The sequence below is a fragment of the Pseudomonas sp. B21-041 genome (assembly GCF_024748675.1).
GTDB lineage: Bacteria > Pseudomonadota > Gammaproteobacteria > Pseudomonadales > Pseudomonadaceae > Aquipseudomonas > Aquipseudomonas neuropathica.
On sequence record NZ_CP087175.1, the window covers coordinates 3,135,550 to 3,158,623 of the forward strand.

The 23,074-nt window shown below is 59.0% G+C and carries 20 protein-coding genes; 10 read left to right on the forward strand and 10 right to left on the reverse strand.

What is annotated here, in order from left to right; all coding sequences use genetic code 11:
- Positions 1-50 precede the first annotated feature (50 nt).
- Entirely contained in the window at positions 51-2,453 is a 2,403-nt protein-coding gene (locus LOY43_RS13975; RefSeq protein ID WP_258709870.1) for a TonB-dependent siderophore receptor, read from the forward strand.
- Between the two features lie 47 nt (positions 2,454-2,500).
- Here LOY43_RS13975 and LOY43_RS13980 read toward each other — a convergent pair whose 3' ends face one another.
- The 6 genes from LOY43_RS13980 to LOY43_RS14005 form a co-directional block, all read right to left on the reverse strand.
- Positions 2,501-3,493 carry a LacI family DNA-binding transcriptional regulator gene (locus LOY43_RS13980; RefSeq protein WP_258709871.1) on the reverse strand — a complete coding sequence of 331 codons (993 nt, stop codon included), beginning with the start codon at positions 3,491-3,493 and terminating at the stop codon, positions 2,501-2,503.
- Positions 3,494-3,568: 75 nt separating this feature from the next.
- On the reverse strand, positions 3,569-5,038 hold the full coding sequence (locus LOY43_RS13985; RefSeq protein WP_408980838.1) for a glycoside hydrolase family 32 protein: 1,470 nt from the start codon (positions 5,036-5,038) through the stop codon (positions 3,569-3,571).
- Positions 5,039-5,067: 29 nt separating this feature from the next.
- Positions 5,068-6,213, reverse strand: a complete 1,146-nt coding sequence (locus tag LOY43_RS13990) for an ABC transporter ATP-binding protein (RefSeq protein WP_256579899.1) — start codon at positions 6,211-6,213, stop codon at positions 5,068-5,070.
- Positions 6,214-6,240: 27 nt separating this feature from the next.
- Positions 6,241-7,083 carry a carbohydrate ABC transporter permease gene (locus LOY43_RS13995; protein ID WP_095048928.1) on the reverse strand — a complete coding sequence of 281 codons (843 nt, stop codon included), beginning with the start codon at positions 7,081-7,083 and terminating at the stop codon, positions 6,241-6,243.
- Positions 7,080-8,042, reverse strand: coding sequence for a carbohydrate ABC transporter permease (locus tag LOY43_RS14000; RefSeq protein ID WP_258709873.1), 963 nt, complete (start codon positions 8,040-8,042; stop codon positions 7,080-7,082). The genes LOY43_RS13995 and LOY43_RS14000 overlap by 4 nt, the downstream gene beginning before the upstream one ends.
- Before the next feature lie 21 nt (positions 8,043-8,063).
- On the reverse strand, positions 8,064-9,338 hold the full coding sequence (locus LOY43_RS14005) for an ABC transporter substrate-binding protein (protein ID WP_095048930.1): 1,275 nt from the start codon (positions 9,336-9,338) through the stop codon (positions 8,064-8,066).
- A 166-nt stretch (positions 9,339-9,504) separates the two neighbouring features.
- Between LOY43_RS14005 and LOY43_RS14010 the strand changes: the two genes are divergently transcribed.
- The 5 genes from LOY43_RS14010 (at position 9,505) to LOY43_RS14030 (ending at position 14,307) form a co-directional block, all read left to right on the forward strand.
- A complete protein-coding gene (locus LOY43_RS14010; RefSeq protein ID WP_258709874.1) occupies positions 9,505-11,070 on the forward strand; it encodes a carbohydrate porin in 1,566 nt (521 codons plus the stop codon).
- A gap of 93 nt (positions 11,071-11,163) precedes the next feature.
- Positions 11,164-11,913: a hydroxypyruvate isomerase family protein gene (locus tag LOY43_RS14015; protein WP_258709875.1), complete on the forward strand. Its 750-nt coding sequence runs from the start codon at positions 11,164-11,166 to the stop codon at positions 11,911-11,913.
- A 129-nt stretch (positions 11,914-12,042) separates the two neighbouring features.
- Positions 12,043-12,447: a thioesterase family protein gene (locus LOY43_RS14020; protein WP_258709876.1), complete on the forward strand. Its 405-nt coding sequence runs from the start codon at positions 12,043-12,045 to the stop codon at positions 12,445-12,447.
- Positions 12,448-12,544: 97 nt separating this feature from the next.
- The gene (locus LOY43_RS14025; protein ID WP_258709877.1) at positions 12,545-13,078 is read left to right on the forward strand and encodes a DinB family protein; all 534 of its coding nucleotides are present in this window, start codon (positions 12,545-12,547) and stop codon (positions 13,076-13,078) included.
- A gap of 293 nt (positions 13,079-13,371) precedes the next feature.
- Positions 13,372-14,307, forward strand: coding sequence for a LysR family transcriptional regulator (locus LOY43_RS14030; RefSeq protein WP_258709932.1), 936 nt, complete (start codon positions 13,372-13,374; stop codon positions 14,305-14,307).
- Here the strand turns inward: LOY43_RS14030 and LOY43_RS14035 are convergent.
- The 4 genes from LOY43_RS14035 to LOY43_RS14050 all read right to left on the reverse strand — a co-directional run bounded on the left by LOY43_RS14035 (position 14,292) and on the right by LOY43_RS14050 (position 18,467).
- Positions 14,292-14,738: a heme-binding protein gene (locus LOY43_RS14035; RefSeq protein WP_258709878.1), complete on the reverse strand. Its 447-nt coding sequence runs from the start codon at positions 14,736-14,738 to the stop codon at positions 14,292-14,294. The two genes, LOY43_RS14030 and LOY43_RS14035, sit on opposite strands and share 16 nt — an antisense overlap.
- An 11-nt stretch (positions 14,739-14,749) precedes the next feature.
- The gene (locus LOY43_RS14040) at positions 14,750-16,099 is read right to left on the reverse strand and encodes an amidohydrolase family protein (RefSeq protein ID WP_258709879.1); all 1,350 of its coding nucleotides are present in this window, start codon (positions 16,097-16,099) and stop codon (positions 14,750-14,752) included.
- Between the two features lie 188 nt (positions 16,100-16,287).
- The gene (locus tag LOY43_RS14045) at positions 16,288-17,445 is read right to left on the reverse strand and encodes a S9 family peptidase (protein WP_258709880.1); all 1,158 of its coding nucleotides are present in this window, start codon (positions 17,443-17,445) and stop codon (positions 16,288-16,290) included.
- Positions 17,446-17,504: 59 nt separating this feature from the next.
- Positions 17,505-18,467, reverse strand: a complete 963-nt coding sequence (locus LOY43_RS14050; protein ID WP_258709881.1) for a LysR family transcriptional regulator — start codon at positions 18,465-18,467, stop codon at positions 17,505-17,507.
- Between the two features lie 257 nt (positions 18,468-18,724).
- On the opposite strand from LOY43_RS14050, the gene LOY43_RS14055 reads away from it, so the two are divergent.
- The 4 genes from LOY43_RS14055 (at position 18,725) to LOY43_RS14070 (ending at position 23,069) form a co-directional block, all read left to right on the forward strand.
- Positions 18,725-19,666 (forward strand): VOC family protein, encoded by a 942-nt coding sequence (locus tag LOY43_RS14055; RefSeq protein WP_258709882.1) that lies wholly within the window; start codon positions 18,725-18,727, stop codon positions 19,664-19,666.
- Positions 19,667-19,680: 14 nt separating this feature from the next.
- Complete coding sequence (locus LOY43_RS14060; protein WP_258709883.1) at positions 19,681-20,043, forward strand: Rieske (2Fe-2S) protein; 363 nt, start codon at positions 19,681-19,683, stop codon at positions 20,041-20,043.
- 134 nt (positions 20,044-20,177) lie between these two features.
- Positions 20,178-21,314 carry an FAD-dependent oxidoreductase gene (locus LOY43_RS14065; RefSeq protein WP_122609318.1) on the forward strand — a complete coding sequence of 379 codons (1,137 nt, stop codon included), beginning with the start codon at positions 20,178-20,180 and terminating at the stop codon, positions 21,312-21,314.
- A gap of 57 nt (positions 21,315-21,371) precedes the next feature.
- The gene (locus LOY43_RS14070; protein ID WP_258709884.1) at positions 21,372-23,069 is read left to right on the forward strand and encodes a DUF1302 domain-containing protein; all 1,698 of its coding nucleotides are present in this window, start codon (positions 21,372-21,374) and stop codon (positions 23,067-23,069) included.
- Positions 23,070-23,074: the final 5 nt, after the last annotated feature.

Here is a 23,074-nt window from a genome sequence, read left to right on the forward strand (position 1 = left end):
CGCCTCACCGGTCATTGCAGGTAAGTGAACAAAATCGAGAGCTTCTTCCAATGCCCGCAGTATTCCCAAGTCGTTTGCGTCCGTTGTTGCAGTTGAGCCTCCTGCTGAGCCTGAGTGCCAGCCCTGTGTTGATCCAGTCCAGTTGGGCCGAAGACGCCGCTCGGCGCAGTTACCAGGTGCCGGCCGGTAGTTTGAGCGCCGCACTGACCCGCTTTGCCGGGTTGGCCGGGGTCAATCTGTCGGTCGATCCGGCACTGGTGCGTGGCCGCAACAGCAACGGCTTGTCCGGTGAATTCGCTGTGGAGGAGGGGTTCGCTCGCTTGTTGCTGGGTTCCGGTCTGCAACTGCAACCGCTGGGTGAGCAGGCCTATACACTGATTCCAGCCGCCGAGGGCAGCAGCCTGCAACTGGCGCCGACGTCGATTCTCGGTGCCACCGGTTCCAGCGATGCCGATGTGTTTGCCGGCGGCCAAGTCGCGCGGCGTGGCTCGCAGGGTTTGCTGGGGTCGAAAGACTTCATGGAAACCCCGTTCAGCATGACTACCTACACCAGCGAGACGGTGAAAAACCAACAGGCGCGCACGCTGGGCGATCTGATCGCCAGCGACCCTTCGGTGCGCGCGACCAATCCGGCCGGTGGACGTTACGAGCAGTTCACCATCCGTGGTTTCAGTTTGTTCAACAGCGACGTCGCCTATAACGGCCTCTATGGGGTGCTGCCGACTTACACGATCGACATGGAAATGGCCGATCGCGTCGACATTCTGAAAGGCCCGAGCCAACTCATTAACGGCATCTCGCCACGGGGTAGCGTGGGCGGAGGCATCAATGTGGTGCCCAAGCGTGCCACCGACAAACCGATCACCTCGCTGACGGCCAACTATGCATCGAACAATCAGGTCGGCGGCGCGGTGGATGTCGGCCGGCGGTTCGGTGAGGACAATCAGTTCGGCCTGCGCTTCAACGGCGTCAAACAGTCCGGTGATACCGAGTGGGATGATCAAAGTGTCGACCGCGACATGGCCGTGCTCGGCCTGGATTTTCGCGGTGAGCGCTTGCGACTTTCGACCGATATCGGTCACACCGAACGCGACACCGACGCGCCGCAGGAGCGCGTGCAGGTCGCGGCCAATGCCAAGGTTCCGAGCGCGAACAAGGTGCATCGCAACTACGCGCAACCGTGGACTCAGGCGAAAACCGAGGACACCTTCGGCACGCTCAACGCTGAGTTCGACGTCAATGATTCGGTGATGCTGTACGGCGGCGTCGGCGCGCGCAAAAGTAATCATGACTTCTTGCGCCACGCCGTTTCCGTCACCAACGATGCCGGTGATTTCAGCGTACTGCCGCGCGACTTCACCCGCGACGAAAACGTGCGCACGGCCACGGCCGGCGTGCGCAACTGGTTCCATACCGGGCCGGTGAGCCATGAGGTCAATCTGGTGGCCAGCTACTTTTATATGGATTTCGAGAATGGCGGCGCGCGTTATGCGGCCGGGCGCAGCAATCTGTATGACCCGGTGGAAACCGCCAAACCCGGTACGCCGACGCGCTACGACGCCAAGGTGTACACCGAAAACCGCTTCAGCGGCGTGGCGTTGTCCGACACCTTGGGCTTCTTTGATGATCGGCTTCTGTTAACCCTCGGTGCGCGCTGGCAACGAGTGAAAGTCGATGACTGGAGCGATGACGTCAAAGGCGACACGGCTTACGACGAGGAAAAGGTTTCGCCCTCGGGCGGCATACTGTTCAAGGCGACTGACAAGCTGTCGCTCTACGCCAACTACATGGAAGGCCTGAGCCAAGGCAAGATTGCGCCGTCAACGTCAGTGAACGAAGACGAAATCTTCCCGCCGTTTATCAGCCGTCAGGTCGAGATCGGAGCCAAGTACGACGCCGGTTCGTATGCTTTAACGGCAGCAGTATTCAGGATCAAGCAACCCGCCTATGAAACCAACGCCACGACCCGGGTCTTCGGCCCGAACGGCAAACGACAGAACAACGGCGTGGAGCTGAGCATGTTTGGCGAACCGCTCAAAGGCGTCCGGTTGCTCGGCGGCGTGATGTACATCGACAGCGAGCTGACCCACACCACCAACGGCACGTTCGACGGCAACCGTGCGCCGGCGACGCCGAAATACAACGTCAATCTGGGCGCAGAGTGGGACGTGCCGAGTGTGCAGGGGCTGACGCTGACAACCCGTGGCATCTATTCCAGTTCGCAGTATCTGGATCAGTCGAACGAGAAGGAGATCGACGCTTGGGAGCGCTTCGACGTGGGTACGCGGTACGCCTTCAAAGTCGATGAAAAAAACATCACCCTGCGCGCCAATGTCGAGAACGTTCTGGATAAAAGCTACTGGAGTTCAGCAGGCGCTTCGGATGACAGTGAACCGGGGTTGACGTTGTCGACACCGAGAACTTATCTGCTTTCAGCGACAGTGGATTTCTGATTCCACTCGGAAAATCAAAAGCGTGCTATCAGCGAGCTGACCCACTCTTACAGTGATGTCCTGACCACCAATGGACAGTCAACTCGCTGAGTGCCCGAAAGCTCCAGGGTCTCGATCAGATGCCGTGCAGCCTGGCGCCCAATGTCGTAGTACGGCAGTTGCACGGTGGTCAGCGGAGGGATGAACAACTCGGCAATGCCGATCATGTTGTCGTAGCCGAGGACGGCAACATCGTCGGGAATTTTCAGGCCACGCCCCAACAACAACTGATAGGCACAAAAGGCAATGCGGTCGTTGCCGCAGATCAAAATATCAAATTGGGGACGACCATCAATGACATGCCGGTCGAGAATGGCGGCTGTTTCACCATAGGCATCATGATCGGAAAGGTCGTATTGCAAGAGCATTTCAGGCGCTAGGCCAAATGCCTGACAGGCACGCTGCAGGCCTTTTTGTCGCAGCCCCCATGCCAGACTTTGTTTCGGCAGATTGATACACAGCGGACGCTGGTAGCCGAGGCTCAACGCGTGGTGTACGGCGCGATACTGGCCCATTTCGTCGTCGGGTACATAGCTGACGAGGCTGCTGTCATCTGCCAGACAATTGGCAAGCACTAAAGGCTTGCTCTTCAAGCGCTCGGGAATGCTGACCTGGCGAAATCCCATGGCGCTGAAGATCAAGCCGTCCGGACGGTGCGACAGCATCAGGTCGATGTTCTGGTCGGTGGGCGGGTTGCTGAGCAGGTTGAGGATAAAGACATTCCAGCCGGCCTGTTGCGCGGTCTGCTCAATGGACAGCAGCAGTTCGACCGCGAAGGGCGTGGTCGCAGTGTCCAGCGCGAACACACCGATGGTTCGCGACTGCAGGTTGTCACCGCGCATCTTGCGCGCTGACAGGCTGGGTACGAATTGCAGTTCATCAATGGCACGACGCACCCGTAGAAGGGTTTCGGGGCTCAGTTTTTCCGGAGTATTGAGCGCTCGAGACACCGTCATCAGGGACACGCCGGCCAGTTGTGCAACGTCTTTCACTGAAGTCATGCGAGGTGCGGCCGGTCAGGTTGACGCAGAATCATGACACAGGGCCCGGGCTTCTCGCGACCCGAATGACGCCGCTCATGACCATGCAGAACCGAGCGGCCATGCCTTGGCAATCGAGACGCGTCCGCCACTCCCGCTTGCCACCAGCTTCACGCCCAGACTGTCGGAACGCGGATAGAGGCGACTGCTGAGGCTGAAGCGGCCGTTTTCGTCGAATACCTCGATGGATGAGCGATCAAGAAACACGCGCAGTTCCAGGCGCTCTTGTGTCGGGTCTATCGCCACGCTGCGCTGGCCTGTGACTTGCGCACCCGAGCGGCTGCGATCAAGCACCAGACGCTGCAGTGATGCATCGTAATAGAGCAGGGTTTCTTCACGGCCATCGTCGCTGCAACGCAAAGCGACTCCCAGGTGGCCGTCAGTGCAGCCGAGCAGATCCAGATGCACATGGATTTCGAGCATGTCGCCGTTTACTTGCGGTACCCAGCGAGTTCCCGAATCTCCCCACCACGGCGTACCCGGCAATTGCGCCATTCGCAGCGCGCTGAGCTCCCGTGCCGGATACACGCAAAGGCGATCGGCGCGCAGCTCAAGTTCGCGGGGCAATCCGAGCATGCCGCACCAGTGATGGGCCTGGCTGGGCATCGGGCTTTCCCACATGTCCAGCCACGCCCAGATGAGGCGCCGACCATCGGCGGCCAACAGCGTCTGCGCCGCATAGAAATCGTGGCCGTTATCCAGCTCGATAAAAGGCCCGCCCGTGAAGTGCCACTGGTTGTCGAGTTGGCCCACTCGATAACCGGTCTGGTACTTGTTGAGCCGATCGTAACCGTCGGCTTGCATGCCTTGCGGAGAGTACAGCAGCACATCGCGTCCATTCAGGCGAAACAGGTCCGGGCATTCCCACATATAGCCATCGCCTTCGCTGCCGGCGGACACATAGTCGAGGAATTCCCAGACGCGCAGATCCGTGGACCGGTACAACGGCAGCAGCGGTCTGTCGCCCAAACGTGCGCCGGCAATCAGGTACCAATAACCATCGTCCTGCCAGACCTTGGGGTCACGAAAGTGCATGATGGCGTCTTGCGGCGCGCTGTCGATGACGGCCCCGTGTTTGACGAAGCGGATGCCATCGGTACTGGTTGCCAGGCACTGCACTTGACGGATCAAGCGTTCGTCACCCACTTCGCCCAGCCAGGTGTGCCCGGTGTAGATCAGCGCCAGGGTATCGCCACAGACCACGGCGCTCCCGGAAAAACAGCCGTCGCGGTCGCAGTCATCGCCGGGTGCCAGCGCAATGGGCAGGTGTTGCCAATGCACCAGATCGGCACTCTTGGCGTGGCCCCAATACATCGGCCCCCATTTCGCATCGAAGGGGTGATGCTGATAGAAAACGTGATATTCGCCACGGAAGTACACGACCCCGTTCGGGTCGTTCATCCAGCCTGCCGGCGGGGCAATATGATAACCGGGTAGATAATCCTCGATGACGCGAGACTGGCTGTCAGCCAGGGCGCGCTGCGCAAGGTCAAGGGTCGAAGACATGGGATCGCTCGGAGTATTCAAAGACAAGGTCATAGGGCGCCTGCTCGGACTGAGCGCAAAGAGAGGTCATCCTGCGCGGATTCAATGGCGTGCGGGTGGCGCTTCAATGCCGTGCCGTCGCTGTCGAACAGATGGATCTTGTTGATGTCCAGCTGCAGTTCGACCCGATCGCCCGCCTGCCATCCGGCGTTGACTTCACAACGACAGATAAGTGGCTCGTCCTGCCCGGTATCCAGGTGCACATAGGTTTCACTGCCCAGGTATTCGACCCCGGTCACGACGACGCCTGCCGTGCCCTGCGCCGCTTTGAGCGACAGGTGTTCCGGACGAACGCCCAGGCTCAGCGAGGCTTCTGCCGCCAGGTCCGAGCTGTCGAAGGGCAGGGTGGTCATCCCCAAAACAGTTGCATCGACCAGGCTGGTTTCGCCCGGCGCATGCAGGCGGGCCGGCAGGAAATTCATTCTCGGCGAACCGAGAAAACCGGCGACAAAGCGGCTGGCAGGGCGCTCGTAGAGTTCGCGCGGTGAGCCGACCTGCTCGACGTGACCGCCATTGAGCACGACAATTTTGTCGGCCAGGGTCATCGCTTCGACCTGATCGTGGGTGACGTAGATCATGGTTGAGCGCAGTCGCGCATGCAGCCGGGCGATTTCGTTGCGCATCTGCACCCGCAAGGAAGCATCCAGGTTGGAGAGCGGCTCATCGAACAACAAAATGTCCGGTTCCCGCGCCATGGCTCTGCCCATTGCTACACGCTGACGCTGCCCTCCAGACAACTCTTTTGGCTTGCGTTGCAGCAGTTTGTCCAATTGCAGGATTTGCGCAGTTTTCAGTACGCGCTCGCGCAGGCTGCTCTTTTCAGTCTTGGCCAGTTTGAGGCCAAAACTGATGTTGTCGTAGACGCTCATGTGTGGGTACAGCGCATAGGACTGAAACACCATGCCGACGCCACGCTCGCGCGGCTCCAGGTCGTTGACCCGGCGCCCGTCGATCAGCAGGTCGCCGGCACAGATCGAATCCAGTCCGGCGATCAGCCGCAGCAGCGTCGACTTTCCGCAGCCCGAAGGGCCGACGAACACCACGAATTCACCCGCAGCGATCTCCAGGTTGATGTCGCGAAGAATCCGCGCGCCGCCCAATTGTTTGTTCACGTTGTCCAGTTTCAATTTCATCACGATGCGGTTCCTTGTCTTTATTGGGCATCAACCCTTTAACGCGCCGGCAGTGAGGCCGGAAACGATTCGGCGCTGGAAGATCAGCACCAGAATCACCAGTGGGACGGTGACCAGCACCGAGGCGGCCATCAACAAGCCCCAAGGCAACTCATGGGGGCTGCCGCCGGAAATCAAGGCAATGGCCACCGGCACCGTGCGTTGGCTGTCGGTGAGGGTGAACGTCAGGGCAAACAGGAACTCGTTCCACGCCGCGATGAAGGCCAACAAGCCAGTGGTGATCAGGGCGGGCCAGAGTAGCGGCAATAGCACGCGGGTCAGCGTCACCCAGGGCGACGCACCATCCATGATTGCCGCTTCCTCCAGTTCATGGGGCAGTTGTCCCATAAAGGTGGTCAGCACCCAGACGGTGAAGGGCAGGGTGAAAATCGTGTAGCTGAGGATCAACGCCCACGACGTGTTGTACAGGCCCAAGGCGCGGATCACTTCGAACAGTCCCGACAGCACCGCGACCTGGGGAAACATCGACACGCCAAGCACCATCATCAACACCGTGCCACGCCCACGGAATTTCACCCGGCCCAAGGCATAAGCAGCGGTCAGGCTGAGGAAAAGCGCCAGGGTGACCACGCACAGCGCAACCACCAGTGAATTACCGATTGCTCGCAGGAACGAGGCCTGGTGGAGGACCGCAGCGTAATTGGAGAAGTCAGGATTTTCGATCCAGTAGCTCACCTCGAACAAGGCGCTGGAGGGCTTCAGCGACGTCACGATGGCGTAGTAGAACGGGAAAACCGCATACAGCAGCAAAACCCCGATCAGGCACCAGAATCCGAGGCGCAACAGCGCTTTTTTCAGCAGGCGCGGGCTCATGCGCGGACCTCCAGTTGACGGCGTCCGAGGTAGAGGTAAAGCATGGCGATCACCGCGACCACGAGAAACAACAGCGTCGACGCCGCGCTGCCGTAACCGACATCCTGGAACTCCACCAAGTGCTGGCGGGCATACACCGACATGCTCATGGTGCTTGAGGAGTTCGAGGTCAGCACATAGATGACGTCGAATACCCGCAGCGAATCAAGGATGCGAAAGATCGCCGCCACCAGCAGTGCAGGCATCAACAGTGGCAGGGTGACGCGCCAGAACACCTTCAGCGGATGAATGCCATCGACCCTGGCCGCTTCGTAGCAATCGCTCGGCAACATCTGCAAGGCCGCCAGCATCAGCAGCGTGACGAAAGGCACGGTCTTCCAGACATCAACGATGATCACCGCCCACATCGACAGGTCGGCATCTGCCGTCCAGGCCAGGGGAGCATCAATCAGGCCGAGGCTGAGCATCAGGTGATTGATGATGCCGAACTGGTCGTTGAGCATCCATGACCAGATCTTCGCCGAGACAATCGTCGGAATCGCCCACGGAATCAGAATCAACGCCCGCACCAGAGAACGGCCGGTGAATTTGATGTTCAGCAGCAACGCCACCAACAACCCCAGCACGACCTCCAGTCCCACCGAGACCACCGTGAAATACAACGTGTTGCGCACTGCATTCCACCACTGTGGATCGACGAGGATGCCCGACCAGCCGGAACCGCTGAACAACAGATAATTGCTCAAGCCTATGAAGGTTGCGCCACCGGTGTCCGCCAGGCTGGCGTCGGTCAGACTGAACCAGAATGTGCGCAGCAGCGGCCAGGCGGCGACCAGGGCCAGGCAGACCAGCATTGGCGTCAGAAACAGCCAGGCAGCGCGCACCCGGCGACGTTGTACAGGCGTTTCCCTCGTGAGCAGCAGCTCGTCAAAGAGGGCATGGGTTGTAGAGACAGACATGGTGATTTCCTTCCTTGTGGCTTACCAGTTCCGGCGTTTGATGCGCGTAAGTTCGCTTTCCAGTTCGGCCAGTGCCTGATCGACGGGCAACTCGCCCGCCAGCACGCCATGCACCCGATCGAAGAACGCATTGGAGACCCGTGGATAACGATCGGCGGTGATGGCGGCGGGGCGCATGACCCCAGCGTTGAGAATGCTGTGCAGTTGAGCGTAATAAGGCATGGCCGCGAGCAACTCGGGATCTTGATACAGCGACTCGATTACCGGGTTATAGCCGCCTTTCAGCGCTCGACGTTTTTGCTCTTGGGCACTACTCAGGTAGCTCACCAGCTCAGCGGCAAGTTTGGGATGCGCGCTGTAACGCGATACCGCCAGGCCCCAGCCACCGAGGGTGGAGGCATGCTCGCCGGTTTCGCCGCCGCGGGGCAGGGGAGCGACGCCGACCTTGTCTTTTACGGCACTGTCCTGGCTTTGCACCAAGGCCCAGACATAAGGCCAGTTACGCATGAACAGCGCATTGCCCGACTGGAATACGCCACGTCCTTCTTCCTCGGTGTAATTGAGCACGCCACGCGGAGAGATGTCTCCGACCCAGCTTTTCGCCAGGGTCAACGCCGCTCTCGAGGCCTGACTGTTGACCACGATGTCGCCGCGTTGATTGATCAGGCCGCCTTGCGGTTGGCTACTGATCCACTCCAGCGCATTACACGTCAGCCCCTCGTAGGCACGTCCCTGAAAGATGTAACCCCAGGCATTGGCGTTCCCGGCGTTGCGTTCAGCCTGTTGCACATCCCTGGCGGTAGCGGTCATTTCCTCCCACGTTTGAGGAACCTGTTTGTTGTATTTCTCAAGCAGGTCCTTGCGGTAATACAGCAACCCCGAGTCGGTGAACCACGGCATCGTCACCAGCCGGCCGTTGACCGTGGCGTTATCGACCTGGGCCTGGAAATAGCCTTGGGTCGCGTTGGCGGGAAGCACCTCCCGCAGATCCAGCAGGTGTTTGGCCAGCATCCCCGGCCACACCATGTCGATTTGAATGATGTCGATGTCGGTGGACTGCGCACTGAGGATCTGCTGGTAGAACGACAACCTTTCGGTTGCCGAGTTAGGCGTGGAGACCACCTCGACGTTGTTGCCGGTCTGTTTCGACCATGTCTCGACGGCCTCTTTGCACAGTTGCAACTCCGCACCCACCGCACCGCAAGAGATCGTCAGATCGGTTGCGTTCGACACGGATGGCAGTGCGGCAGACAGGGTGATCAATGCGACTGGCAGGAGCGATTTCAGGTGTTTCATCGAGCGTCCTTTATTTTTGTTTTTAGAAAAGTTAACGTTAACATCGCCAAATGTAGCAGCGTATTTGCGAGGAGGCATCCTTTTTTTGTCGTTTGTGACAACTCGCGATTCACGCAAAAAAGGCAACTGCGGCAACCAAAAAATAAAAACAAAACAGGGAATCAACATGCAGAAAGGATCAAGCTGGCTACTGGTCGGCGTGCTCGGCACATCGGCGGCGGCTTCTCAGGGCGCGACACTGGAAGAGCGCATGGCCGCACTTGAAGCGCGTGCCAGCGCAGCGGAAAAGCGTGCAGCCACGGCCGAACAGCAGACCCAGGCACTTGCCCAGGAATTGCAGCAGGTCAAACGCGCGACGCCGCCCTTGCAACCGGTCGCCTCTAACGCAACAGCCATTTCGGCACCTGCTCTGGACACCCGACTGGCAAAACTCGAAGCCCGTCAGCAAAGCCTGGAAAAGGAGGGCAGTACTGGGAACCTCACCGATGGGTTCAGCTTCAACGGCTATGCGCGCTCCGGATTGCTGGTTGACGAGGGGCTGGGTGGCGGGCGTGGCGGCCCTTATACAACGCCGGCCGGTTCGGTGGGCGGGGCAGTCGGGCGACTCGGTAACGAGGACGACACCTACATGCGTATCGACCTGTCGAAAGAGGTCTATGCGCAAAACGGTACCCGTTCCAAGTTCACGGTCTCCATCGCCGACGGCGTGGAAAGCTCCAATGACTGGACGGCCGACGAAAGCAACCTCAACGTGCGCCAGCTGTTCGCCACGCTCGATCATGTCGCTGCGTTCAAAGGCAATTCAGTCTTCGAGAACGCTACGCTGTGGGCGGGCAAGCGCTTCGATAGAGATAATTTCGATATCCACTGGCTGGACTCCGACGTCGTTTACCTGGCCGGCACCGGCGGTGGAATTTACGATGTGCAGATGAACAAGCATTGGCGCTCGAATTACTCGTTGATTGGGCGTAGCTACGGAGATTTCAGCCAAGGCGGGATTAATGCCGATGTGGAAAGTTACATCCTGACCTCCAACCAGTTCTTCGAGGATGGCCAGTGGCAGTGGATGTACAACGCCATCGGCGCCAAGAAAAACGATTTCGGCACCCGCACCAACAAAGCCGGTTTGACGCCTGCGGATTCCGGTTTGCACAGCATGTTGGCCAACCATCAGAAAAGCTTTTTCGGCAGGGAAGGCTTCTTCAAAACGGCGCTGCTCTATGGGCAAGGTCTGGGGGCCGAGGTCAAGAACGTTGGCTCGGACGGTGAGTTGATCGACGAGGCCCGCGCGCTGCGTCTGGCGCTTTACGGTGAGACCCCGCTGACCTCTGACTGGCGCATCGGGCCCAGCTTGCTGGCCGAACAGAGCAAGGATCGATACGTCAAAGGTGACGACTACCGCTGGCTGACCCTCAACGTGCGCTTGGCCAACAAAATCAACAGCAACTTTGAAATGGCCTACGAAATGAGCTGGCAAACCATGAACCTCGACCCTAAAGGCTATCTACAACGTAATGCGGTCGATGGTAACTTCTGGAAATTCACGGTCGCCCCGACATTCAAGCTTGACGTTGGCGATCTACTCACGCGTCCGGAGTTGCGAGTGTTCGCCAGCTACATGAACTGGTCTTCTGATCTGGACAGGTTCAGTACTAACGACTCCTTTGGCATGTCCGACTTCCAGGCGGGAGGCGTGTGGCAATACGGCATCCAGATGGAAACTTGGTTTTAATCGTTGAACGCACTTGCGATAGTGCAGTGCTGGAGCGGTGAAGGATGCTCCAGGCTAATGATGTCGTTTCTTCCCAGGATGGATGATTACCCAATGCTCAAGTTCAATGCTCATCTCGGTTTCCAATTCAATGAATTGCCTTTTCTGCAACGCATCGAAGCCGCCGCAGCCGCCGGTTTCCGGGCAGTGGAGTTCCCGTCGCCGTATGAATTCGACGCCAGTCTGCTTGCCGACCATCTAGCCCAATACAGTTTGCCGTTGATTCAGTTCGCCGCCCCGGCGGGCGTGACCAAAGGCATCGCCGCGTTACAGGGCAGGGGCGAGGAGTTTCGCGACGGGTTGCTCCAGGCCGCCCGCTACGCAAAGACCTTGGCGTGTGCGGATGTCCACATCATGTCGGGCGTCACCACGCAGAATGACGCTGAGCGAACCTACGCTGGCAACCTGGAATATGCGGTCAAGTACTTGGAAGACCAGGGGCTGCGGCCGCTTATCGAAGTGATCAGCGCGGAGGCGATGCCGGGCTATTACATGTCCGACTTCAGCAAGGCGCAACAGGTACTGGAGACCTTCCCGAGTGTCGGGCTGATTCTTGATCTTTACCATGCCCAGCTTTTGACTGGAGACGCAGCGGATGTGCTGGCGCGGTTTTATGACAGAACCGTGCATGTGCAAATTGCCGATTGCCCGGGTCGTCACGAGCCGGCAACGGGGAGTATCGACTTTGCTGCCTTGTTCGAGGCGCTGGAGCAGCGCGGCTACGCAGGATGGATCGGATGTGAATACCGTCCTTCTGGAACTACCGTTGCGAGTCTTGACTGGTTCAAGCAGCTAAGTGCTTAGGTGCTAGACGAAAATCTTTGAGTCGCTGATGTGGGGACAATCGCCGGCCATCAAAGGCAGAAGCCCTTGATGGCCGAGCGAGAAGAACTCATCGATATCGGCCTGACGTTGGCGAGTAGGGGGGAGTAAATGCCTGATGCGGTTTTTGTAAGCAGAACTATCTTGTTCGGAGATTGTGATCCGGCAGGGGTGGTTTACACCCCGCGATTCTCATATTTTGCTGTAGAGGCCATTGGTGTAGCACTCGACAGATGGGTAGGGGGGCCGGGGCTTAGAGCGGTGATGAGTTTTAATATATTGCCGCCGGTGCGTGCGATGTCGATCGAGTTGCTGGCTCCGGTGACGTGGGATGACGAAATGATTATTAAAGTTGGCGTGGCCAGGTTGGGCGAGCACTCTTTTACTTTTTTGGTTGAGGGGTTTATAGGCGAAGGCGTGCTGGCATTTACAGCGAGTGTCACACACGTTTGTGTCTCACCGGAAAGTAAGGAAGTTGTACCCATTCCAGCTCCGTTGCGAGCGCTTCTTTCATAGACGATCAGACGGTTCCTCACAACAAAGCGCAACACTGGGCTGGGATGCAAGATAAGCGTGGATCGATTGCAAGCGATTCATTGAAAGGACGAGGACGATGAGCCGAACCAGTCATATTTGCCTGATGGCCAACTATAACGAATGGATGAACGCAAAGATTTATGAGGCAGCCAGAAGCCTGTCAGATGAAGAGCTCTCAGTGGATAGGAAAGCATTCTTTGGTTCAATTCTCGGGACGTTGAACCACGTGGTGGCCGGCGACACTGTCTGGCTAAATCGATTCGCCAAGCACCCTGCTAACTACTTGGCACTGGCACCGATTCAGCAGCTTCCTGCCCCCAAAAGCCTCGACCAGTTGCTTTTCTCGAATATCCGAGATCTTTCGGCACATCGAGTGTGGCTTGATCAGCAAATTGTAAAGTGGTCTGACTCCATTGCAGAGCCGGACATGGATGCCCCCCTCAATTACACAAGCATCAAAGGAATACCCGCTGACAGGAGCTTTTATGGCTTGGTCATGCATTTTTTCAACCATCAGACGCACCACCGCGGACAAGTGACAACGTTGCTTTCACAAGCGGGTGTCGACATAGGTGATACGGATCTGGTCGCCCTCATTCCGCTTACATAAAGGGGCAAGGCATCGTGCTCTACAATCGCTCATCCCAAGCAGTGTTTGATGTAGCGTTCGGTCAGTTCGACCTTCTTCTAAAGGGTGAATCAGTACCTATCGCAACAACGTTTGGTGGCTTCCCTTGTGTAACTGATTCACGCGCACTGGCGCTTGGTATCTTCGTTAGCGATACCTCCCAACGACGCATGCGATTGGCGCATGGGTACACAGCTCGCTAAGGTCATGATTCGGTTTTGATCCTGCCCGTAAACAGTGGCAAAAACGTCACCATCACCTTCAGCGGAACCTACATGCGATATCGACGCCTCGACCTTAATCTCTTGGTTGCGCTCGACGCTTTACTGAGCGAATGCAGCGTCAGCAGGGCGGCCGAGCGTTTGTGCCTGGGACAGTCAGCTGCCAGTTCGGCACTGGGTCGCCTGCGTGAACATTTCAACGACCCGTTACTGGTGCAAGTGGGGCGCCGCCTGGAACCCACGGCGCTGGGTCTGGAGTTGCTGCCAAAAGTGCGTGCAGCGTTGGCACTGACCCGGGAGATCGTCGACGCGCCGCTGAATTTTGACCCGGCGAACTGCGATCGGCACATCACTCTGGTAGCCTCCGATTACGTCGCCGATGTGCTGCTCCCAGCGGTCAGCCGTGTTTTGGCGCGTATCGCTCCGGGTATTCGCTTGAGCCTGCGCGACATGCCTGTTCCACGCGACGGCGATGTCGTCAGCGAAGCGCTGGATTATCGGCGCAGTGATTGCGTGATCGTGCCGCAACGACGGCTGAATCCGGCCTATCCCCAGGTGCCGCTCATGACTGACCAGCTCTGTTGTATCGTCTGCGCGCAACAACCACAGTTTGCCGAGCAACTGAGCCTGGCCGACTTTTGCGGCGCGGCGCACGTGGTGCGCGAGTTTGCCAACGGGCAAAACCTGGCAATGGATGCCGTGCACCTGCATGAGCTCGGCATTGAGCGGCGAGTGGCGGTGACCGTTGAAAGCTTTGTGCTGATGCCGCAATTCATTGTCGGTACCGCACGCATTGCCACGGTGTTTCAACGACAGGCGCAACGCTTCGCCCAGTGTTATCCATTACGCGTCCACCCGGCGCCGTTGGCTTTTCCCGAGGCCGTGCAAGTCTTGCAATGGCATCCCTATCAAGAACATGACCCGGCCATGCAGTGGTTTCGCGGCCTGCTCCTGGAACAGGCCGCATTGCTCGATCAGCCCTCTGGTTGATCGCCGCTGTCGGCGACCAATCCAGCCTTGGCGATTGCCAGTAACGCGCAGCGTTCGTCATTGTCCGAGGTATCGCCGCTGATGCCGATGGCCCCGAGAATCATGCCCTCGGCATTTCGAATCAGCACGCCGCCCGCTACCGGAATAACCTCGCCGCCGGTCAAACTGTTGATAGCGTCGAAAAACGCCGGCATGGCCTGCGCGCGCCGCGCCAGCTCACGTCCGCCAAAACCCATGCCCAAGCAGCCACGCGCCTTGCCGATGGCGATTTGCGGGCGCAGGAAAGTGGCGTCTTCGTCGCGCAAAACCGCCAAGGGATGACCGGCAGCATCCATTACGGCGACGCCCAGAGGTTTGATCCCGGTTTCCCGAGCGATGCGGATGGCATCGCTGGCCATGTTCGTCGCAGTCAGTAGATCAAGTCGTTGCATGGCCTCAGTCCTCATACAGCCCACTTGCCCAGTTGAGCAACGCGGTCGCGGGTGTAAAGGTCCGTCCATTTCAGCGAATTGAAGTCGGACACTTGCTTGGGGTTGTAGGGGCTGCGATCCATGCGCACCGGTTGGCCGGCCTTGTAAACGGCCTTCAGGCGCGAACGATCCTGAAGGATGCGGATGTCATTCAGCGGTGAACCGTCGAGCACGAGGAAGTCTGCCTGCTTGCCCACTTGCAGCGAGCCGAGGGTTTCACCGCGCGGCATACAGCGCGCACCGACAGCGGTCGCGGCATATAGCGCTTCGGCCGGAGTGAATCCCAGGCGCGTGACCAACAGCTCCAGTTCGCGCGCATGCCATTCGCCATAGGGCGTCACCGCAAAACCGCTGTCACTGCCGCAGGCGAACGGTACGCCGGCCGCTTTGGCGCGTTTGAGTACCGCCGAGCCGACGTCCAGTGTGCGAGCACAATAACCGGCATAGCCGGTGCTGATCGCCGGATCATGGGGCTGGCAGAAGTCCACGGTGTTCTGCGGGAACGTCATGGTCGGGGCAAGGATGCTGCCGGCCTCAAGCAGCGCTTCGATGCACGCGTCGTCCATGTAAAAGGCATGAAAGACCAGATCAACGCCCGCGCGCGCCGCGTACATCACGGCTTCGCGACCGTAGGCATGGGTGGCGACCTTGCAGCCCAGACGATGCGCTTCCTCGACCATTTCGAAGGTTTCGTCGGCAGTGAAGGCCGCAATGATTTCGCCGTTGGGACGGCGGTGCGTGCCGTCCATGGCGATCTTGATCAGGTCGACGCCGTCCTTGGCCTGCTTGCGGATCTCCGCGAGGGCGTCGCTACGGCTGGTGACCAATTGGGCGGTGAAGTATTCAGGAGCGCCGACCCGACTCGGGAACCAGTCATTCAGACTCTGGCGATTGGTGATGACGCGGCTGCTGGCTGCGATCCTCGGCCCTTCAAATAAACCGGCGGTCACCGCATTGCGCACGGCGATGCTGAGCTGGCCGCTATCGCCGGGGCAGACCATGCTGGTGACGCCGGCGGCCAGTACGTGTTGCGCGAAGAACATCCCGCGCAACGCGCGAAATTCGTCACTGGTCCATAGATCAATGTCTTCTTCGCTTTGAGCGTTGCCGAAGGCCAAATGCGTGTGCACGTCCACCAGCCCCGGCATCACGAAATTATCCCCCGCATCCACCTGGGTATCGCCTGGCTTGGGAGCGGGTGCCAGCGCGGTGGGTCCGACGTAACTGAGCAAGCCGTTTTCGACGATCAATGTCTGTTGTTGGCGGGTTTGCAGTCCGGTGCCGTCAAACAGGGTCTGGCATTTCAGGTACAGGGCAGTCATGGCGTCTTCGCTATGTGATTGTTATGCAAAGAGAGGCTAGTGAGCAGGCGAGGAGACGACCAGCAGATTGCATCGATGGCTGCGTATTGATGGCATCAATAACTGCGCCAGCGCTTGAATTCGTTAATGCAAAACGCCGGACAATCGAAAGATTGTCCGGCGTTTTTTATGGCGTGTTTTTCAGTGGATCAAGCGGTGCGACCGCCGAGGGTTTCAGCAACCCAGTCAGCAATGTATTGCCCGGCATTGATGCTGTTGTCGAAGCTCGAATGCTGCACACCACCTTCACGTTCGGTGAAGATTTTCAGTTCACATTTTGGACTGTTGACCAATTGTTCGTAGGTGCGATGCGCCCATTTCAACGGAATCTGCGAATCCTGCTCACCATGGGTCACGAGGAAGGGCACCTTGATCCGGTCGAGCACGCCATCGAGGTGGACGTTTTCGGCGATGGTCATGAACTCTTCGACGTCCTTGGCGCCCCACACCCAGCAGACATGCGCCCAGTAGTGCGGTACCGGGAAGCTGCCTTCTTTTTCCAGTCGACGCTTTTGCACATCACGCCAGTCGTGGTTGGCGCCCCACACAACGCCGCAGGCGAAGCGCGGTTCGAATGCAACCGCACGCGGGCAGTAATAGCCGCCCAACGAGACACCTTCGAGTCCAATGCGTGCAGCATCAACGTCGCTTCGGGTTTCCAGCCAATCCACCACGCGACTGGCCCAGTGTTCACTGTCGAATCGTGCGGTCAGGCCATGCAGGCGCAGCGCTTCGCCGGTGCCGGGCTGGTCGATGATCAGCGAAGAGATGCCGCGTTTCGCCAGCCACGCTGGCAGGCCCACGCGGTATTTCATTTCTTTGGTCGAGTCCAGACCGTTGACCTGCACCAGTATCGGCGCCGGCCCCTCGACGCCTTCGGCGCGCACGAGCAAGCCGGAAAGATGTTTGCCCTCGTAAGGGATTTCCACCCGTTCACAGTTTTCACGCGACAGTTCGATGCCGCGCTTGAAGGTTTGCAGGAAGCGTTGATAGAGCTCGGTACGCCCCGGCGCGCCATGGGCTTGCAGGCGCTCGCAGGTTAAATAGTAGGTGGCGGCGCGGTTGTATTTTTCGCCTGCCGAGAGCATCCGGCCATTGCCTTCGTCTTCTTCGGCCAGACCGCAGAGCTTGTCGGCCATTTTCGCCCAGGTTTCGCGAAAGGCTCGAGTGCCGGCGGCGTCCGGCTGCTTGGCCGCCTCTTGCAGCGGGGCGCACATCTCTTCGATTTCGCCCATGCGCGCGCCCATTTCAATGGCCAGGTCGACAGAGAGATTCCAAACGTAGTTGGTCGGGAAATAGCGAAACATGATTATTGTTGTCCTTATGGTTGCCTTGGCATTCCCAAGGCACGTTAAGGATCACCCGACTAATTGGCCAATCGTGACGGCGGATACGAGGTATCGCGAGATACGATGGGCACGTGTTGCAGATGCTGGATGGATTCGCTGATGCGTTCGCGCAGCCAGCGGTGCATCGGGTCGCCGTCAACGCTGCGGTGCCACAACATGTACTCGCGCATGACCGGGATTTTCACCGGTGGCGGCAGGATGCGCAGCGGCAGATAGCGCGCGTAGAGGTTCGCCAGACGCTGGTGCATCGTGGCGATGCGCTGCGTGCCGACAATCAGTTGCGGCAAGGTATTGAAGTCGCTGGTGATCACTTCAATGCGCCGATTGAAGCCGTACTGATTCATGAACCATTCTTCGATGCTCATGTGCCGGGTACGGCCGAAGCCCACCGAGACATGGCCCATTTCCATGTACTGCTCAAGGGTCAGGCTGTCGCCGACTTGCGTATTGCCTTGCCACACCACGCACACGTGTTCTTCTTCGAACAGCAGGCGCGAAGGGTGGCCTTCAATGATGTAGCGCTCGGGAACAATCATCAGATCGACCTCGCCACGCACCAGCAACTCGCCGGAATTGTCGCTGGGGCCAAGCATTTCAAAGGTGATGTTGGGCGCTTGCTGGTGAATGTTCTGGATCACCTGGGCGAACAGCACGCTGATCAGATAGTCCGAGGTCACCAAGCGAAAATGGCGCTTGCTGGTGGCCGGGTCGAACACCGGTTTGGCGGTGATTGAAGACTGGATCGTCAGCAGGACTTCACGCACCGGTTTGGCCAGTTCCGTGGCATAGGGCGTGGGCTGCATCTTGCGTCCCACCTGGACCAGCAACTCATCCTCAAAGTAGGTGCGCAAACGCGCGAGCACGCCGCTGGTGGCGGATTGGGTCATGTGCAGGCGTTCGGCAGCGCGGGTGATGTTCTGCTCCTCGAGCAATACATCGAGCGCGACCAGCAGGTTCAGGTCCAGATGGTTGAAACGCATGGGCAGGTCCGTTTTTGTATTTATTTTCGCAATACATTCGAACGAATCCATCGGCGCGTCAACCTTCGTCACAGGTATCGCGTTTGCCGATAGGTCGCATCCCGACTCGCGATTAGTCAGCGCTCAGCCCTTACGCCAATCTTCGCCGCAGTCGGCCCTGCAGCCGACACCACCACCGGTTTCCAGTCAGGCCTGACGTGCTGCAAGGCGTCCATGGCGACCGTCACCGGATCATAATTTCAATGGAGTGGTAAGCCATGAACATCATTGGCCTTGATGCCCTGATTTTTGGCGTCGATGACATTCAAGCCTGCACCGATTGCCTGCGCGACTACGGCCTTGCGCCGGTCGGCGTTGACAGCGAAGGCGGGCGTTTCGAAGCGCTGGACGGCACCGCCGTGATTATCCGTCGAGCCGACGATCCTGATTTGCCGCTGGCGATCGGCCCGGCGCCGTCGATTCGCGAGACGGTCTACGGGGTCGGCGCGATCAGCGATCTGGATGCCATCGAAGATGAGCTGGCCCGAGATCGCATCGTCCGTCGTGATCAGCACGACGTGCTGCACAGCGTTGACGACATGGGTTTCGCGATCGCTTTTCAGGTCAGCGTACGCAGGCCTTACAGCGCACCGGATGACCTGACCAATGCCGCCGGTCATGCGCCACAGCGGCCACTTAACCAGCCGGGCATTACCCTCGATATGGGCGCTGCTCCGCGCACTTTGTCCCACGTGGTGTATTTCGTCCCTGATGCGGCAAAGGCTGAAGCCTTTTACGCCGAGCGTCTGGGTTTTCGCACCACCGACACCTTCATTGGCGCCGGGCCGTTCATGCGACCGGCAGGCTCTGATGATCACCATTGCCTGTTCATGATCCAGACCCCGCCGCACATGAAAGGCTGCGAACACTTCACCTTCCACATGGGCAGCGGCACCGAAGTGCTGCTGGCCGGGACGCGTTTCGAGCAAAAAGGCTGGACCAGTTTCTGGGGGCCGGGCCGTCACCTGTTTGGCTCCAACTGGTTCTGGTACTTCAACAGTCCGCTGGGCTGCCACATCGAATATGACGCCGACATGGACAAGCACGATGACGCCTGGGAGGCCCGTCGCGCACCGCTGTCGGCGGATAACTCGCAGCTGTTCCTGTTCAGCGCCAAAGAAAAATGGGCCCCGGGCGGACCACCGCCAAAACTCGGTTGAGGGCCGCGCTGATCATGAGCGCTATTGCGCAGCCATTGTGTCGGCTGGACGAACTGGAGGAGGGCCGGGCGCGCGGGTTCGATCCGTTGGCGCAGGGGCGCGACAGCGTGTTTGCCCTGCGTCACGACCATCAGGTGCGGGTCTATCGCAACCGTTGCCCGCATCTGGACGTGCGCCTGGAGTATCGCAAGGACAAGTTCCTGTCCGCCGATGGCCAGTTGATCGTCTGTTACGCCCACGGTGCGCAATTTCTGCCGGCAACGGGCGAGTGCATTTACGGGCCGTGCCTGGGCCAGACGCTGGAGGCGCTGCCGTTCTGCGAAAAGGATGGCTGGCTGCTGGTGCAAATGCCTGAAGGCTTGCCGCTGCCAGGATAAATCGAGGTATCGCGTACGGCGATACATCGCATCCCTACTCGCGATTAGTCAAATCCCTGCTTTGCCGGGAAGCTTCATCCAACGATGCCGTGCCCGACGCAGCATCGATCACAAGAATAAAAAGAGAGAACACCATGAGTGCAGTGAACAACGTTCTGATCGTGGGCGGTGGTATCGGCGGCTTGTGTGCGGCCATCGCCTTGCGGCGTAAAGGTATCGAGGTCGACCTGATCGAGCTCAAGTCCGAATGGACAGTCTACGGCGTCGGGATTATTCAGCAGAGCAACGTCGTCCGTGAAATGGCCAAGCTGGGCGTTCTCGACGGTTATCTGGACGCCGCGTATGCCTTCGAAGACGTCGCCATCTACGGCCCCGGCGGACAGCAACTGGCGCGCATTCCGGGTCAACGCCTCGCTGGTCCGCAGTACCCAGCCAACGTCGGCATTTCCCGCTTGGCGCTGCACAAGGTCCTCAGCGAAACCGCCTTGCAACTCGGTGCCAACGTCCGTTTGGGCCTGAGTGTGGAAGCGCTGGACGACAACGGCACAGAGGTCGACGTGTTGTTTACCGACGGCAATCGCGGCCACTACGACCTGGTGGTCGGCGCCGATGGTCTGTTCTCAAAAGTGCGCAGCCTGGTCTTCGGCGATGCCTACACCCCGCGTTTCACTGGCCAATCGGTGTGGCGCTACAACTTTCCCCGCGCGCCACAAATCGATCATCTGGCCAACTATCAAAGCGCTGACGGCAACGCCGGGCTGGTGCCGCTGGCCGGCGATTTGATGTACCTGTTTCTGACGTCCCACGAACCGTCCAATCCGTGGATGGATCCTGCCGATCTGGCTGCGCAGATGCGCCAGCGCCTGCAAGGCTTTACCGGGCTGATCGGCGAGCTGCGCGAGCAAATCACCGACAACAGCCAGGTCGTCTACAAGCCGATGGAAGTGGTGTTCGTCGATGAGCCGTGGCATCGCGGACGCGTCCTGCTGATCGGCGATGCGGCCCATGCGACCACGCCGCACCTCGGCCAAGGCGCCGGCATGGCCATCGAAGACGCGATTGTGCTCAGCGAAGAACTGACTCGCGAGCAGTCCGCCTCCACCAGCGTCGAGCAGCAGTTGCAGCGCTTTATGGCGCGGCGTTTCGAACGTTGCAAATACATCAGTGAAAGCTCGGTGCTGGCCGGCGACAAGGAGATGCAACACGACCGCGCCTTCGATCGCATTGGCCTGGTCAAGCAAATGCTCGCGCGCACTGCCGAGCCAATCTAAGCCCCACCTGCGACGCATCCACAGCAGTTACCACTATAAAAACAAGAGGTTAACGCGATGGTTAGTTCTACGACTGCGGCGCTCGCGCGTCGCTCGGTCTGCTCGTCTGCACCCTTTGGTTTGAGCGTTGCTGCGCTGCTGGTGCTGTGCAGCCAGGCCGCTCACGCTTTCGACATCGATACCGGCAACCCGGATTTCAAGCTGCGCTGGGACAACACGATCAAGTACAGCGCTGCCTGGCGCACGCAGAATCCGAGCAGCAAGTTGACCGAGGGTCAGGTGGCGCTCAATCAGGACGATGGCGATCGTGCGTTCAAAAAAGGCCTGATCTCCAATCGCACCGACATCCTCTCGGAGCTGGATCTGTCGTTTCAGGATTTCGGCGCACGTTTGAGCGGTGCAGCGTGGTACGACAGCGAGTACCAGGGCAACAACGACAATAACGATCCGTCCCGTGCCAACGCACGTTCCGTGGGCTACGACGAGTTCACCGATGACACCCGTCATTTACACGGGGGTGACGGCGAAATCCTCGACGCGTTCGTCTACTGGAACGGTGAACTGGCCGACCGCGCAACGTCAGTGCGCGCCGGCCGTCATGGCCTGATCTGGGGCGAAAGCCTGTTCTTCGGCGCCAACGGCATTGCCGGTGGCATGGCCCCGGTTGACGTGGTCAAGGCGCAGTCGGTGCCTAACACGCAGTTCAAGGAAATCACCCGTCCGGTCAATCAACTGTCTGGCACCTTCCAACTGACCGATGACGTGTCCCTCGGTGCGTTTTACCAACTGGAGTGGGAAGAAACACGCTTGCCTGGCGCAGGCAGCTACTTTTCTACCAGCGACACCATCGGTGAAGGCAATGAACGCCTGATTGTCGGCGCACCGTTTCCGGCGTTTCTGGGTGGTAACGCCAGCAGTCCGGCGGCGTTTTTCCATGGCAAAGACAAAGATGCCAGAGATTCGGGGCAGGGTGGCCTGCAACTGAAATACAGCGCCGAGACCGTGGAGTACGGTCTCTATGCCATTCAGTACCACGACAAGACCCCCAAGCTGTACCTCAGACCTTCCACTGGCGCACCGAACTTCAGCACGGGCCAAATCGGCGATTACTACTGGGTTTACCCAGAATCCATCCGCGCGCTGGGCGCGAGTTTCTCCACCACGGTCGATGCCTACAGCTTTGCCGGTGAAGCCTCGATGCGCTGGAACATGCCGCTGGTGTCCAACGGCGTCACGGTGCTACCGGGGGTTGCTGCCGACAACGATGATGACGCGCTTTATGCCGTCGGGCGCACCGCGCACATCAACCTCAATGTGATCGCATCGTTCGGGCCGAACTTCATTGCCAAGGAGTCCGGATTCGTCGGTGAGGTCGCCTGGAACCGTCTGCTCAGCGTCACGAAAAACCGTGCCGCACTAGACCCCAACGCCACCGATGACGGTCTCGGCTTCAAGATGGTTTACACCCCGACTTATCGGCAGTTTTTCCCCGGCGTGGATATCAGCATTCCGGTTGGCCTGAGCTATTTCCCGCTTGGCAAATCGGCGGTTGTCAGTTCGTTCGGCGCGGATAACGGCGGTGACATGAATATCGGTATTACCGCGACCTACCTCGACCGTGTGACCGCCGGCCTGACGTACACGCATTACTACGGCCCCGAGAACACCAACCTCAACGCGGCCAGCCAATTCAATTTCCAGCAATCGCTGAAAGATCGGGATTACCTGGCTTTCTCCGTCAAGACCACGTTTTAAGAGGA